General features: G+C 67.5%; 11 protein-coding genes. 2 read left to right on the forward strand and 9 right to left on the reverse strand.

The annotated features are described in order from the left end of the window. Positions 1-163 precede the first annotated feature (163 nt). From gshB to KW843_RS25100, 7 genes are all read right to left on the reverse strand, one after another. Positions 164-1,120, reverse strand: coding sequence for a glutathione synthase (gene gshB / locus KW843_RS25070; protein ID WP_218297843.1), 957 nt, complete (start codon positions 1,118-1,120; stop codon positions 164-166). Between the two features lie 135 nt (positions 1,121-1,255). Continuing rightward, positions 1,256-2,443, reverse strand: coding sequence for a benzoate/H(+) symporter BenE family transporter (locus tag KW843_RS25075; protein WP_218297844.1), 1,188 nt, complete (start codon positions 2,441-2,443; stop codon positions 1,256-1,258). 136 nt (positions 2,444-2,579) lie between these two features. Beyond that, positions 2,580-4,448, reverse strand: coding sequence for a potassium transporter Kup (locus tag KW843_RS25080; RefSeq protein ID WP_218297845.1), 1,869 nt, complete (start codon positions 4,446-4,448; stop codon positions 2,580-2,582). A gap of 252 nt (positions 4,449-4,700) precedes the next feature. Then, positions 4,701-5,996: a glutamate--cysteine ligase gene (gene gshA / locus KW843_RS25085; RefSeq protein ID WP_218297846.1), complete on the reverse strand. Its 1,296-nt coding sequence runs from the start codon at positions 5,994-5,996 to the stop codon at positions 4,701-4,703. Between the two features lie 98 nt (positions 5,997-6,094). Then, the gene (locus KW843_RS25090) at positions 6,095-7,561 is read right to left on the reverse strand and encodes a TrkH family potassium uptake protein (RefSeq protein ID WP_218297847.1); all 1,467 of its coding nucleotides are present in this window, start codon (positions 7,559-7,561) and stop codon (positions 6,095-6,097) included. A 274-nt stretch (positions 7,562-7,835) separates the two neighbouring features. Then, a complete protein-coding gene (gene trkA / locus KW843_RS25095) occupies positions 7,836-9,290 on the reverse strand; it encodes a Trk system potassium transporter TrkA (RefSeq protein WP_218297848.1) in 1,455 nt (484 codons plus the stop codon). Between the two features lie 60 nt (positions 9,291-9,350). Next, complete coding sequence (locus tag KW843_RS25100) at positions 9,351-10,631, reverse strand: glutamate-5-semialdehyde dehydrogenase (protein ID WP_218297849.1); 1,281 nt, start codon at positions 10,629-10,631, stop codon at positions 9,351-9,353. Positions 10,632-10,724: 93 nt separating this feature from the next. On the opposite strand from KW843_RS25100, the gene KW843_RS25105 reads away from it, so the two are divergent. Beyond that, positions 10,725-11,003 (forward strand): hypothetical protein, encoded by a 279-nt coding sequence (locus KW843_RS25105; protein ID WP_218297850.1) that lies wholly within the window; start codon positions 10,725-10,727, stop codon positions 11,001-11,003. 84 nt (positions 11,004-11,087) lie between these two features. Here KW843_RS25105 and holA read toward each other — a convergent pair whose 3' ends face one another. Further along, on the reverse strand, positions 11,088-12,143 hold the full coding sequence (gene holA, locus KW843_RS25110) for a DNA polymerase III subunit delta (RefSeq protein WP_218297851.1): 1,056 nt from the start codon (positions 12,141-12,143) through the stop codon (positions 11,088-11,090). A 235-nt stretch (positions 12,144-12,378) separates the two neighbouring features. Between holA and rocF the strand changes: the two genes are divergently transcribed. Next, positions 12,379-13,368, forward strand: coding sequence for an arginase (rocF, locus tag KW843_RS25115; protein WP_218297852.1), 990 nt, complete (start codon positions 12,379-12,381; stop codon positions 13,366-13,368). Positions 13,369-13,439: 71 nt separating this feature from the next. Here rocF and lptE read toward each other — a convergent pair whose 3' ends face one another. Continuing rightward, complete coding sequence (gene lptE, locus KW843_RS25120) at positions 13,440-13,937, reverse strand: LPS assembly lipoprotein LptE (RefSeq protein WP_218297853.1); 498 nt, start codon at positions 13,935-13,937, stop codon at positions 13,440-13,442. Between the last annotated feature and the right edge of the window lie 58 nt (positions 13,938-13,995).

Consider the following 13,995-nt stretch of genomic DNA (forward strand, 5'->3'; position numbering starts at 1 on the left):
TTCTTCTTCCACCTTCTCAGCCCCGGCAACAACAAGGCCTAGACCCCATCATCACCCAAACCTCCAGCGCCCCGCATCTCTGCAGCACCGCCTCAGTAGCGAAGCCCTCGACTATAGCATGAGTTCGGAGGGCGAGAAAAGACTCCAGCCAAAAAATTGCCCTCTACCGGGGGGATGCCGCCATGGCGGCATCCAGTGCGTCGATGAACAGGGCTGCGACATCACACCCTGTCTGATCGAAGATTTCCTGGAAGCACGTCGGGCTGGTCACATTGATTTCCGTGACGCAGTCCCCGATGACATCCACGCCCGCCAGCAACAGGCCGCGCTCTTGCAGTAGGGGCCCCAGGGTTTCGCCGATCTCCAGGTCGCGTGCCGTCAGGGGTCGTGCCACGCCCTTGCCTCCCGCCGCAAGGTTGCCACGCACCTCCGTGCCTTGCGGAATGCGCGCCAGGCAATAAGGAACGGGCTTGCCGCCAATCACCAGCACGCGCTTGTCGCCGTCCACGATCTCGGGCAGAAACTTCTGCACCATCACGCTCTGCGCGCCGTCGCGATTGAGCGTTTCGGTGATGCTGCCCAGGTTCAGGCCATCCGGTCCCACGCGGAAGATGCCCATGCCCCCCATGCCGTCCAGCGGCTTGAGGATGATGTCCCGGTGCTCTGCGTGAAAACGCTGGATGTCCGATGCGCTGCGCGTGACCAGGGTTGGCCCGATGAACTGGGGAAACTCCATGATCGCCAGCTTTTCCGGATGGTCGCGCAGTGCCCGGGGCTTGTTGAACACGCGGGCGCCATCTCGCTCGGCCTGCTCCAGCAGATGGGTGGCGTAGAAATACTCGCTGTCGAAGGGCGGGTCCTTGCGCATCAGCACGGCGTCGAAGTCCACCAACGCGGCGACGCGTTCGGGCTGCGCCTCGAACCACGGGCTGGCATTCCCCGTCAGTCGGATGTCGCGCACCCGCGCACTCACCTTGCTTGCGCGCTGCCATGTGATGTGCCGTGGCTCGCACACCGCCAGCGTATGCCCGCGCCGATGGGCTTCGCGCATCATGGCGAAGGTGGTGTCCTTGTAGATCTTGAAGCTTTCCAGGGGATCGGCGATGAAGAGCAGTTTCATGGTGTCGGATCGAAAGTAGCAGGAGAGGCGCTGCCAGGCTGTCCAGCTAGCTCCTCTATATAGATATGGGCAAAGACGATGGCCGCAACGCCCGGTTGGCCCGGCCGCCGCGCCAGCGGTTCACCCGGGCCCGCCTCACGCACCCCGGGCCGGCGAACGCCTGTACTGTTGCACAAATAGCGCAAAGCTGCCGGCGACCACGCCCCAGAAGGCCGACCCCACCCCGGCAATGACCACGCCGCTCAGGGTGACGAGGAACGTGACGAGCGCCGCTTCGCGGTGCGACTCCTCGCGCAAGGCGACCGCCAGGCCGTTGCCGATGGTGCCCAGCAGGGCCAGGCCTGCGATCGCCACCACCAGTTCGGAGGGAAATGCGGTCAGCAGGCCGGTGATGACCGCACCAAAGAGACCGATCGCCACATACAGTGCGCCGCAGCACACCGCTGCCGTGTAGCGCCGATGGCGGTCCTCATGGGCCTCGGGGCCCATGCACATCGCGGCCGTGATGGCGCTGAAGTTCAGCGCGAAGGCGCCAAAGGGCGCGAGCGCGAGCGTGGCGAGCCCCGTCAGCGTGATGAGGCGGGAGATGGGCAGGTCATAGCCCGAGGCCCGGATCACCGCAACGCCGGGAAGGTTTTGCGACGCCATGGTGACGACGAACAAGGGGATCGCCAGGCTGATGGTCGCGGCAAGGCTGAACTGCGGCGCCGTGAAGACGGGCATTGCCAGTTCCAGCCGCACCCCCGACCATGCCATCTTCCCCTGCAGGGCCACGAAGACCACGGCCACCGCCAGGGTGACGACCACGGCGTACCGCGCCGCGAACTTGCGGGAAAACAGGTACACGACCAGCATGGTCAGCACCAGCGGCAATGCCGTCTGGGCGGCGGCAAACGCCTGCAGGCCGAAACGCGCCAGCACGCCCGCCAGCAGGGCGGCGGCGATCTCCATGGGGATCCGCCCCATGGCCCGCTCGAACCAGCGCGTCACGCCGGCCAGCGTGATGAGGACGGCGCTGACCATGAAGGCGCCCACCGCCTCGCCCATGGTGAAGCCCCCGGCCAGGCCGGCCGTGGCCAGCACGGCCGCGCCAGGGGTGGACCAGGCCACCATCACGGGCTTGCGCAGGATGAGCGAGGGCACCAGGGAACACAGGCCCATGCCCAGGCCCAGCGCCCACATCCAGGACGTGACCTGGGCCGGCGTGGCACCAAACGCCTGCGCGGCCTGGAACACGATGGCCACCGAACTGGTGAAGCCCACCAGCACGGCCACGAACCCGGCAGTGAATGCCGACAGGCTCAGGTCTTTGAAAAATTGCATGGGCTGGATTCTGGCACCACGCATCCCCGCCGGCGGCCGCGCCACCGCAGAAAGGCGGGGGACACGATTGCTATTATTTTTATAGCTATTGGCACTTGATGAGAAAGCGCTTGAAGCCCAAAAGACCCCAACCCGCTCAAATCTCGATCTTGGATCCGAGTTCGACGACCGCGTTGTTGGGCAGGTGCAGGAAGTCCGCCGCACCACTGGCGTTGTGGTGCATCTGCGCGAACAGTTTCTCGCGCCAGGGCGCCATGCCGCTGCCAATGGTGGGGATGACGGTATCGCGCGAGAGGAAGTAGCTGGTGGTCATCGACTCCAGCTCGCAGCCCCGCCCGCGCAGCAGCTCCAGCGCACGCGGCACGTCCGGGTCGTTCTTGAAGCCGTAGTGGATCACCACCTGCCAGCAGTCGTGGCCCAGGGACTCCACCTGCAGGCGCTTGTCCAGCCCGATCCAGGGCGTCTCGTGGTTGTGCACGGTCACGAACAGGTTCTGCTGGTGCAGCACCTTGTTGTGCTTGAGGTTGTGCAACAGCGCATTGGGCACCGCACCGGTCTCGGCCGTGAGAAACACGGCGGTGCCCTCGACCCGCGTGGGCGGGCTGATGAACACCGACTCCAGGAAGTCCTTGAGGTCGATGGCGTCCGCACGCAGCTTGTCGTTGAGCAGCCGTCGCCCCTCCTTCCACGTCATCATGAGGGAGAACACGACGCCGCCGATCATCAGCGGGAACCAGCCGCCCTGGAACAGCTTGAGCAGGTTGGAGGCAAAGAACGCCAGGTCCACCACGAAGAAGCAGCCCGTGGCCGCGATGCACAGCGCCAGCGGGTAGCCCCAGCCGTACCGGATCACGAAGAAGGTCAGCGTGGTGGTGATCAGCATGTCCAGCGTCACGGCGATGCCGTAGGCGGCCGCCAGGTTGCTGGAGGAGCGGAACATCACCACGGCCAGCACGATGGCGGCGAACAGCCCCCAGTTGACCAGCGGCATGTAGATCTGCCCGGTGTCCCGCACGCTGGTGTGCTGGATGTTCAGGCGCGGCAGGTACCCGAGCTGGATGACCTGCTTGGTCACGCTGAAGGCGCCGGTGATGAGCGCCTGCGATGCGATCACGGTGGCCATGGTGGCCAGAATCACCAGCGGGACCAGCGCCCAGTCGGGCGCCATCATGTAGAACGGGTTCTTCACGGCCTCGGGCTCGGCCAGCAGCAGCGCGCCCTGGCCGAAGTAGTTGAGCGTGAGCGCGGGCATGGCCACGCCGAACCAGGCCATGCGGATGGGGCGCTTGCCAAAGTGGCCCAGGTCGGCGTACAGGGCCTCGGCCCCCGTCACGCACAGCACCACGGCCCCCAGGATGATGAAGCTGGTGCCGGGATGGGCCCACATGAAGCCCAGCGCGTGGTGCGGGCTCAGCGCCCAGAGGATCTCGGGATGCCCCACGATGTGCGAGACGCCCAGCAGCGCAATGGTGATGAACCACACCAGGGTGATGGGCCCGAAAAACTTGCCGATGCCGCTGGTGCCGCGCTTTTGCACGGCAAACAGGCAAAAGAGCACGACCAGGGTGATCGGAATCACGTACTGCTTGAAATGCGGCGAGACGACTTCCAGCCCTTCGACGGCCGACAGGACCGAGATGGCGGGCGTGATGACGCCGTCGCCATAGAAGAGCGAGGTGCCGAAGATGCCCACGGCCAGCAGCACGCCACGCAGCCGGGGCTTGTCCTTGACGGCCTGGGAGGCCAGCGCCAGCATGGCGATGAGCCCGCCCTCGCCGTGGTTGTCGGCGCGCAGCACCAGCACCACGTACTTCAGCGAAACAATGACGGTGAGCGTCCAGAAGAAGATCGAGAGGATGCCGTAGATATTGGCTGGGGAGAACGGCACATGGCCGGACCCGAAGACCTCCTTGACGGCATACAGCACGCTGGTGCCGATATCGCCATACACAACACCGATGGCGCCCAGCGTAAGCGCTGCGAGCGATGATTTGGAGCTTTGCACTGACCGCACCCGGCACACAGGGGCTGCCGGGTTCCGTTACTTTTGGGAACGCTATTGTGCGCCTGAGGCAGATCAAGTGCCTGGGGGGAGCTCCCCATGTTGCAACGCAACAACTTGCCCTTGGCAGCCCGGCGCAGACATGGCAGGCCGCGCGGAATCCCCCGGCGAAACTGGCGCTGCCTGGTCGCAGGGGCGACCCCGCCCCCTCCGGGAGAACACGGAGAAGACACGCCGCTTCCCGGGGGCGCCGTTTCAGTCGTACACCTCGGCGTCCGGGTTGGTGGCTTCCAGCTCGTAGCTGGCCGCCAGCATGGCCAGGCGCGCGACCACGCCGTACATGTAAAAGCGGTTGGGGGCGCTCACGCCAGGGCGCACGCCGGGCTGGGGCATGTGCGTGCTGTGCTCGAACGCGAGCGGCACGAAGCTCGCGCCCGGGGCGTTGAGGTTCTCGTCCACGCCGCGCTCGGCATGCATGCGGTAGAAGCCGCCCACCACATAGCGGTCCATCATGTAGACCACCGGTTCGGCCACGGCCTCGTGCACGCGCTCCTGCGTGAGCACGCCTTCCTGGATGATGAGGTCGCTGACCGGCTGGCCGTCCTTGATGATGGCCATCTTGTTCTTGGTCTTGCGGTTCACCGCGTCCAGCTCCTTGGCGTCGCGCACGGTCATGATGCCCATGCCGTAGGTGCCGTTGTTGGCCTTGACGATGACGAACGGCTTCTCGTTGATGCCGTATTCCTTGTACTTGCGGCGCACCTTGGTCAGCAGCGCATCCACCGTGGTCTGCAGCTTGTCCATGCCTTTGTCCTCGGCAAAGTCCACGCCGTCGCACTGGCTGTACATGGGGTTGACGAGCCAGGGGTCGATGCCCAGCATCTTGCCGAAGCGCTTGGCCACCTCTTCATAGTTCTTGAAATGGGTGCTCTTTCGGCGCACGCTCCAGCCCGCATGCAGCGGGGGCAGCAGGTACTGCTCGTGGATGTCTTCCAGGATGCCGGGCGGCCCGGCGGAGAGATCATTGTTCAGCAGAATGGTGCAGGGGTCGAAGTCCTTGAGGCCCAGGCGGCGCTTGGTGCGCACCACGGGCTCCAGCGTCACCGTGTCGCCATTGGGCAGCTCGATGAGCGTGGGCTTCTTGATCTCGGGACTGATGGAGCCCACGCGCACGTTCAGGCCCGCCATGTTGAAGATGCGCTGCAGCTGCACCACATTGGCCAGGTAGAAGGTGTTGCGCGTGTGGTTTTCCGGAATGATCAGCAGGTTGCGCGCCTCGGGGCAGATCTTCTCGATGGCGGCCATGGCGGCCTGCACGGCCAGGGGCAGCATCTCCTTGGTGAGGTTGTTCCAGCCCCCGGGAAACAGGTTGGTGTCCACGGGCGCGAGCTTGAAGCCCGCATTGCGGATGTCCACCGAGGTATAGAACGGCGGCGTGTGCTCCATCCACTCCAGCCGGAACCAGCGCTCGATGGCGGGCATCGAGTCGAGAATGCGCTGTTCGAGTTCGTTGATCGGCCCGGTGAGGGCCGTGATGAGATGCGGAACCATGGAAAGCCCTCGGGAAGCGATTGCGATGAATTGTAGGGAGTTGGGGTCGGGCCGGAAATTCGCAAGCCGCCTGCGGCACGAGCCGTGGCGGGCGCTGGCTACCGGCGCCAGAAGGCGGGGGTGAGCAAGGCCATGAAGCTCAGGATCTCCAGCCGCCCCAGCAGCATCGCCAGCGAACACACCCAGATCTGGAAATCGGTCAGCACGGCATAGGTGGACGCGGGGCCCACGCTGCCCAGCCCCGGGCCCGCGCAGTTCACGCTGGCCAGCACCACCGAGAACGCCGTGACCGGGTCCAGGTCGGTCAGCAGCATGACCATGCTGAGCCCGAAGACCGTGCCGCCATACACCAGCATGAACGCGAGCACCGAGAAGATCACGCGGTTGTCCACCACGGCCCCTCCCAGGCACACGGGCTGCACGGCGCGCGGGTGCACCAGGCGGTTCATCTCCCGGCGCGCCTGCTTGGCCAGGATAAGCATGCGCACCATCTTGATCCCCCCGCCGGTCGACCCCGCGCTGGTGGCCACGCCCGACAGCAGCAGCATGAACACGGGCGCAAACACGGGCCAGGCCAGGTAGTCCACGGTGGCATAGCCCGTGGTGGTGGCGAGCGAGATCACATTGAACATCGCGTGGCGCAGCGCATCCAGCGGGGCATAGACCCCCTTGGCCCACAGCAGCAGCGCCACCACCAGCCCCCCGCCCACCAGCGAGAAAAGCGTCGCGCGCAACTCCGGGTCGCGCCAGAAGCCACCCCAGTGGCCCTTGCGGAAGGCCACGAAGTACAGCGCGAAATTGCAGCTGGCCACCAGCATGAAGAAGACGCAGATCGCCTCCAGCAGCGGCGACTGGAAATACCCGAAGCTGGTGTCATGGGAAGACAGCCCGCCCAGGCTCACCGTGGTGAACATGTGCATCAGCGCATCCAGCGGCCCCATGCCGGCCGCCCAGTAGGCCAGGCCGCAGGTGACGGAAAACAGTGCATACACGCCCCACAGGCCCTTGGCGGTGCCCGTCATGCGCGGCGTGAGCTTGGCGTCCTTGAGCGGCCCGGCCGCTTCGGCCTTGAACAGCTGGCTGCCCCCGACCCCCAGCAGCGGCAGGACGGCCACCGCCAGGATGAGGATGCCCATCCCGCCCATCCACTGCAGAAAGGTGCGCCATACATTGACCGACACGGGCAGCGCGTCCAGGCCGCTGAGCACCGTGGAGCCGGTCGTGGTCAGGCCCGACACCGCCTCGAAGTACGCATGCGTGAAAGACATCGGCCGCCCGATGTGGTGGCCCGCCAGCATCAGGGGCACCGCGGCGGACAGCGGCAGCAGCATCCACACCAGCGACACCAGCATCACGCCGTGGCGCGGCTGCAATTCCTGGCGGAAAAGGCGCAGGCGCCACCAGAGCCACGCCCCCACCGCCATCGTGGCGCCCATGGCGATCGGGTACACGTGCCACACGCCATCGCGCGTCCACAGCGACACCACCAGCGGCAGCCCCATGGCCAGCGAAAAGATCATGACCAGGATGCCCAGCACGCGCAGGACGGGAAACATGTCTGTCATGACGGGCGTCCTTGGTCCATGGCAGCCGGCATCGCATGCAGCTGCCGATACTGGCGCAGCCCAGGCGAGGGCCGCCGCGCAAGGGCCGCCGCGCCGCAGAGGCGGCGCTTCGCTGGCGTGCGCTGGCGGCGTCCCCCTGCCCGCAGCGCGAAGCGCTGCGAGAGCGGGGGCTGGGGGCCGGGGCTCCCAGCGTGCCTGCGCAGGCTGGGACGGCCCCGAAGAGCTGGTGCCTCTGGCAACTGCACGGAGGCGCGAATCAACTCAGGGGAGGACATCAAAAAAACGTCGCGCTCACGCGGAAGAGCTTTTCCACGTCGCGCACGAGCCGCTTGTTCGGCAGGAAGAACACCACGTGGTCGTTGCCCTCGATCACCGTGGAACTGCGCGGGATGATGACCTGCGGCTCGCGCAGATCCCCGGGCGGCGCATCGGGCGAATCCGGCAGGCCGCGCACGATCAGGCCCATGTGCACATCGCGCGGCAGCGCCAGTTCGCTGACCTTGCGGCCCACCACGCGCGAGCTTTTCCGGTCGCCGCGCGCCACGATCTCCAGCGCCTCCGCCACGCCCCGGCGCAGGCTGTGCACGGCCTGCACATCCCCCTGGCGCACGTAGGCGAGCAGCTCGCCCAGCATGGCCTGCGCGGGCGACAGCGCGATGTCGATCTGCGTGCCGTGCATCAGGTCGGCGTAGCTGCGGCGGTTGATGAGGGCGAGCACCCGCCTGGCGCCCATGCGCTTGGCCAGCAGGCAGGACATGATGTTGTCCTCGTCGTCGTCGGTGAGCGCCAGGAACAGGTCCACCTCCTCAATGCCCTCGTCGCCCAGCAGGTCCTCGTCGGTGGTGTCGCCCTGCAGCACCAGCACCTCGGAAGGCAGGGCCGAGGCCAGCTCGACGCAGCGGTCGGCGTGGTCCTCGATGATCTTGATGTTGAAGCGCCCCGGCGCCTGCGCCAGCTGGCGGGCCAGGCGCAGCCCCACCCGGCCGCCGCCGGCGATCATGATGCGGCGCACGGGCTGGGAAGGCTGCGACTGCGGCCGGTGCAGGGCCGCCAGCACCTTCGCGATGTGCTCCTGCGCGGCCAGCACGAAGACCTCGTCGCCCGGCTCGATGCGGGTGCGCCCGTCGCACGCGACGAAGCGGTCCGGCTCGTCCGGAAACCGCCGGTAGATGGCCACCATGCGCATGGCCATCTCGGGGTCGCTCTCGCGCAGCTGGCCGATGGTGTGGCCCGCCATGGGGGCACCCGCACGCGCGCGCACCGACACCAGACAGGCACGCCCCCCCGCGAACTCGCGCACCTGCATGGCCTCGGGGTATTCGATGAGCTTGCCGATGTAGCGCGTGAGGGATTCTTCGGGGCAGATGATGCGGTCCACCGCAAAGCCCTCAGGGCCGGTCAGCCGCGTGTCCAGGTCAAAGCCGGTGGAGCGCACCCGCGCGATGCGCTTGGGGATGTTGAACACCAGCTGCGCGATCTTGCAGCACACCAGGTTGGTCTCGTCCTGCGCGGCGCAGGCGATCAGCAGGTCGGTGTCCTGCGCGCCCGCCTCGGCCAGCACGGCGGGCTCGATGCCGTTGCCCACCACGCCGCGCAGGTCGAAGCGCGACTCCAGGTCGCGCAGGCGCGCGGCGTCCGTGTCGATCACGGTGATGTCGTTGCGCTCCGACACCAGGCTGTCGGCCACGCTCTGGCCCACGCGGCCCGCCCCGAGGATGATGATTTTCATGTGGTATGGGCCGTCAGCGCACTACTGGCAAGCGCCACCAGCTATGAAAAATGGAGCAAATCAGGTCCGCACCTCGCCCTCGCCCAGCACCACGTACTTGAGCGAGGTCAGGCCTTCGAGCCCCACGGGCCCGCGCGCATGGAATTTGTCGGTGCTGATGCCGATCTCGGCGCCCAGCCCGTACTCAAAGCCATCGGCGAACCGCGTGCTGGTGTTCACCATCACACTGGCGGAATCCACCTCGCGCAGGAACCGCTGGGCATGCACATGGTTGGTGGTGAGGATGGCATCCGTGTGGTGGCTCGAATACCGGTTGATGTGGGCGATGGCCTCGTCCACGCCATCCACCACCTTCACGCTGATGATCGGGGCCAGGTACTCCTCGCTCCAGTCCTGCTCGGTGGCGGGCACCAGCTGGGCGCCTTGTACCGATTGCAGGATGGCCAGCGCCTGCGGGCAGCCCCGCATCTCCACGCCCTTGGCGGCGTACACGGCGCCTATCTTCGGCAAGAAGTCGGCCGCCACGCCCCGCGCCACCAGCAGGCCTTCGCTCGCGTTGCAGGGGCTGTACTTGTTCGTCTTGGCGTTGTCGGCCACCTTCACCGCCATGGCGATGTCGCAGGGGTCGTCCACATAGGTGTGGCAGTTGCCGTCCAGGTGCTTGATGACGGGCACCTTGGCGTCGCGGCTGATGCGCTCGATCAGGCCCTTGCCGCCACGCGGAATGATCACGTCCACGAACTGCGGCATGGCGATGAGCTGGCCCACGGCCTCGCGGTCGGTGGTCTGCACCAGCTGCACCGCGTCCTGCGGCAGGCCGGCCTCGGCCAGCGCCTGCTGCACCAGCTTGGCCAGAGCCTTGTTGGAATCGATGGCCTCGGAACCGCCGCGCAGGATGCAGGCGTTGCCGCTCTTGATGGACAGGCTCGCGGCCTCGATGGTCACGTTGGGCCGGCTCTCGTAGATCATGCCGAACACGCCGATCGGCACACGCATCTGGCCCACGCGGATGCCGCTCCCCTGCTGCTTCATGCCCAGGATCTCGCCAATGATGTCGGGCATGGCGGCCAGCTGCTCGCAGCCTTCGGCGCAGGTCTCCAGCACCTTGGGGCCGAGCTTCAGGCGGTCCACCATGGGCTCGGCCAGGCCGGCGGTGCGGGCGCGGTCCAGGTCGCGGGCGTTGTCGATCTGCAGCGCCTCCACGTTCTCGCGCAGCAGGCGGGCCAGGGCCTTGAGTGCTTTGTTTTTGATAGCTGCTGGCGCTTTGGCCATCAGCGCAGAGGCCGTTTTGGCCTGCTGGCCGAGGGTGTGCGTGTATTCAGCGACGTTGAGGGCGTTCATCCGGCGATTTTGCCGCAGATACCCTCTGTGCGGCCCACCGAGCGCCTGTTACCCTTGCCACCCCGCCGCCATCCCCCGCTTCCAGAGCCGCCCATGACCCGCGCCCACCTGCTCCAACCTGTCCACGACGCCCTGCAGGCCTTCAGCCAGGGCACGCTATCGGCGTCCGCCCTGAGCACCACCGCCCGCGCCCAGACCGACCTGCTGGCCGCCCTGCCCCCGCGCTACGCCGAGGTGCTGCACGGCCTGCTGGACCGGCTCGAATCCAGCGCGCTGTTCTCGGAAGAAAGCTGCTCGTTCAGCCAGAAGGATCTTGTCGCCAACCTGGAGATGTGGGTGGACAAGGTACGCGGCGTGCTGGACGCCGCCTGACCATCACTACCATTTTGATAGCTTCCAGCGCTTGATGGACAAGCGGTAGCGGCTATTTTTATCTGGAACCAGGCGCAGCGCGGCTCACCGCGCCGCCTGCGTCAGCCGGCACACCTGAAACGCCAGCCGCTGCAGCGCCTGCCAGCCGTTCTGCGGCCAGTCGGGTACCTTCAGGCCCTTGACGATGCCGTCCACCGTGTGGGCCGACTGCAGCAGGCGCGCCAGGGCGGCGTCGCTGGCCTTGGGCAGGATGCGCTCATACAGCTTTTCCTTGGCTCCCCAGATGCGGTTCTCGCGCAGGGCCATGGGCAGGGGGCGGCCGGCGTTCATGGCGTCCTTCACGCGCTTGAGGGCGCGGATGTCTTCGGCCAGCGCCCAGTGCACCAGCACCTCGGCCTCGCCTTCGGCCTGCAGGCCGTCGAGCATGCGCTGCACGCGCGCGGTCTGGCCGGACAGCACGGACTCGGACAGCTTGAACACGTCGTAGCGCGCCACGTTGAGCACGGCGGCCTCGACCTGGGCCTGCGTCAGCTCGCCCGCCGGGTGGAGCAGGGCCAGTTTCTGGATCTCCTGGTGCGCGGCCAGCAGGTTGCCTTCCACGCGGTCGGCAAAGAACTGCAGCGTGCGCTGCCCCTCCTCGCCCGCCACCACGCGCTGCCCCTGGGCGGCCAGGCGCTGTGCGATCCACTGCGGCAGCATGCCGCGCTCGATGGGGTCGATCTGGAGCGAGGTGCCGCTCGATTCGAGCGCCGCGAACCACGCGCCGGTGCGTGTGGCCTTGTCCAGGCGCGGGAGCATCACGAGCGTGAGCGTGCTGTCGTTGCCCCGGGCGGACTCGGCCACCTGCTGCAGCGCCACGCTGCCGTCCTTGCCGGGCTTGCCCGAGGGAATGCGGATCTCCACGATCTGCTTGTCGGCGAACAGGCTGAGCGAGCCGCCCGCCGCCAGCACCGCGCTCCAATCGAAGTGCGCGCCCGCCACCGTGTAGGAACTGCGCTCGGTATAGCCCTGCGCACGGGCCGTGGCGCGGATGGCGTCGGCCGCCTCCTGCTGCAGCAGGGGCTCGTCGCCATGCAGCACGTAGAGCGGCGACAGGCCCCGTTGGAGATGCGTGGAGAGTTGGGCCAGGGCGACTTGCATGCGGCAAAGTTTATCCCCTTGCCCTGGCACCCTGGCGCACCAGGAGGCCAGGGGCACAGAAAACCCCGCAGATCGCCAGCACAGGCCTGCAGATTGCACGGTACACGCACCCGATTGCGCAGCTGTCCTGCTTTTCATTGGCGCTCCCCGCCCCGACAATCACCCCGCCACCACACGGGCACCCAGCACCCCGGGCGCGCCCGGCACCGTCCGTTCCCCACAAAGGCCTCGCACCATGACCTCCACCCCGCCCCTCCCCGCACCATCCATTAGCCTCCTGGGCGCCCCCACCGACGTGGGAGCGGGCGCGCGCGGCGCCTCCATGGGCCCCGAGGCCCTGCGCGTGGCCGGGCTGCAGCCGGCGCTGGAAAGCCACGGCCTGCGGGTGTTCGACCGGGGCAACCTGAGCGGGCCGGCCAATCCCTGGCAGCCCCCGCAGCAAGGCTACCGCCACCTGCCCGAAGTCGTGGAGTGGAACCAGCGCGTGTTCGATGCGGTGTATGCCGAATTGCGGCGCGGCCACCTGCCCATCCTGATGGGCGGCGACCACTGCCTGGGCCTGGGCAGCATCAGCGCCGTGGCGCGGCATTGCGCGGAGACCGGCAGGAAGCTGCGCGTGCTGTGGCTTGATGCGCATGCCGACTTCAACACCAGCGCCCTCACGCCCAGCGGCAATGTGCACGGCATGCCCGTGGCCTGCCTGTGCGGCTTTGGGCCGAAGGAGCTGACACAGCTGGCCCGGATGCCCGGCGGAGGCCCCGCGCTGCACCCCGGCCAGATCCGCCAGATCGGCATCCGCAGCGTGGACGAAGGCGAAAAACGCTTCGTGCACGAGCAGGGCCTGGAAGTCTTCGACATGCGCTACATCGACGAGGTGGGCATGCGCCAGACCATGCAGCAGGCGCTGGCCGGGCTGGATGCCGACACCCACCTGCACGTGAGCTTCGACGTGGATTTCCTGGACCCGGACATCGCGCCCGGCGTGGGCACCACGGTGCCCGGCGGCCCCACCTACCGCGAGGCCCAGCTGTGCATGGAGATGATCGCCGACAGCGGCCGCCTGGCGTCGCTGGACATCGTGGAGCTCAACCCCGCGCTGGACGTGCGCAACCGCACCGCCGTGCTGGCCGTGGACCTGGTGGAGTCGCTGTTCGGCAAAAGCACGCTGATGCGCGTGCCATCGGGCCTGCGCGCCCCCCAGGCGGCGCTCCGTAGCGCTTCCTGAAACGGGCGCGCTCCCCGCACGGGACGCCGTGGAGCGGGCCTGGCCCGGCCGCTGGCGTCGCCGCCCCCCGGCTACCGCTTCACGGCGGCCAGCCGGCGCATCAGCTGCTGCACCAGGTCGGTCCGCATGTTGCGGTACAGCAGCGCCTCTTCGGCCTCCTTGGCCAGGGCGATGGTTTCGTTGTAGCTGATGTCGCGCTGCTGCAGCAGTTCGGTGTCAGGGATCAGTTCGGTGCCCGCCGGGGTCCGGAGCCTGAAGCGGATGCGCAGCCGCAACTGCAGCTCGCGCACCTGGCCCGAGGCGTTGAGCCCCACCACCACGCGCTCCTGCTGCTCCTGCAGCAGGTCCAGGATGGCCTCGGCGGTGGGCAGGGCCGCCGGGTCGCGCAGCACCTGCAGCTTGCTGCCCGACCCGTCCAGCGTGCGCTGCAGCTCCCGCGCCAGCGGCGAGCCCGCGGGGGCCGCGATGTAGAGCGAGTCGAACCCGAACTCCGGCACGCCCCGCAAGCGAAAACCGCAGGCCGACAGCAGGGCCGCGGGCGCGATGAAGAGCAGTGTGCGTCTTTGCATTTCAGTTATCCATTGCGTTCGCGCCACCCACAACCCGTGGCACTGGCGCGGCCCAGGC

This window comes from Acidovorax sp. sif1233, assembly GCF_019218755.1.
Taxonomy (GTDB): Bacteria; Pseudomonadota; Gammaproteobacteria; order Burkholderiales; family Burkholderiaceae_C; genus Acidovorax.

Coding starts and splice junctions, on each gene's coding strand:
- rocF (WP_218297852.1), top strand. CDS start 12,379: ATGACCTCCACCCCGCCCCTCCCCGCACCATCCATTAGCCTCCTGGGC.
- KW843_RS25105 (WP_218297850.1), top strand. CDS start 10,725: ATGACCCGCGCCCACCTGCTCCAACCTGTCCACGACGCCCTGCAGGCC.
- holA (WP_218297851.1), bottom strand. CDS start 12,143: ATGCAAGTCGCCCTGGCCCAACTCTCCACGCATCTCCAACGGGGCCTG.
- KW843_RS25075 (WP_218297844.1), bottom strand. CDS start 2,443: ATGCAATTTTTCAAAGACCTGAGCCTGTCGGCATTCACTGCCGGGTTC.
- gshB (WP_218297843.1), bottom strand. CDS start 1,120: ATGAAACTGCTCTTCATCGCCGATCCCCTGGAAAGCTTCAAGATCTAC.
- gshA (WP_218297846.1), bottom strand. CDS start 5,996: ATGGTTCCGCATCTCATCACGGCCCTCACCGGGCCGATCAACGAACTC.
- KW843_RS25090 (WP_218297847.1), bottom strand. CDS start 7,561: ATGACAGACATGTTTCCCGTCCTGCGCGTGCTGGGCATCCTGGTCATG.
- trkA (WP_218297848.1), bottom strand. CDS start 9,290: ATGAAAATCATCATCCTCGGGGCGGGCCGCGTGGGCCAGAGCGTGGCC.
- KW843_RS25100 (WP_218297849.1), bottom strand. CDS start 10,631: ATGAACGCCCTCAACGTCGCTGAATACACGCACACCCTCGGCCAGCAG.
- lptE (WP_218297853.1), bottom strand. CDS start 13,937: ATGCAAAGACGCACACTGCTCTTCATCGCGCCCGCGGCCCTGCTGTCG.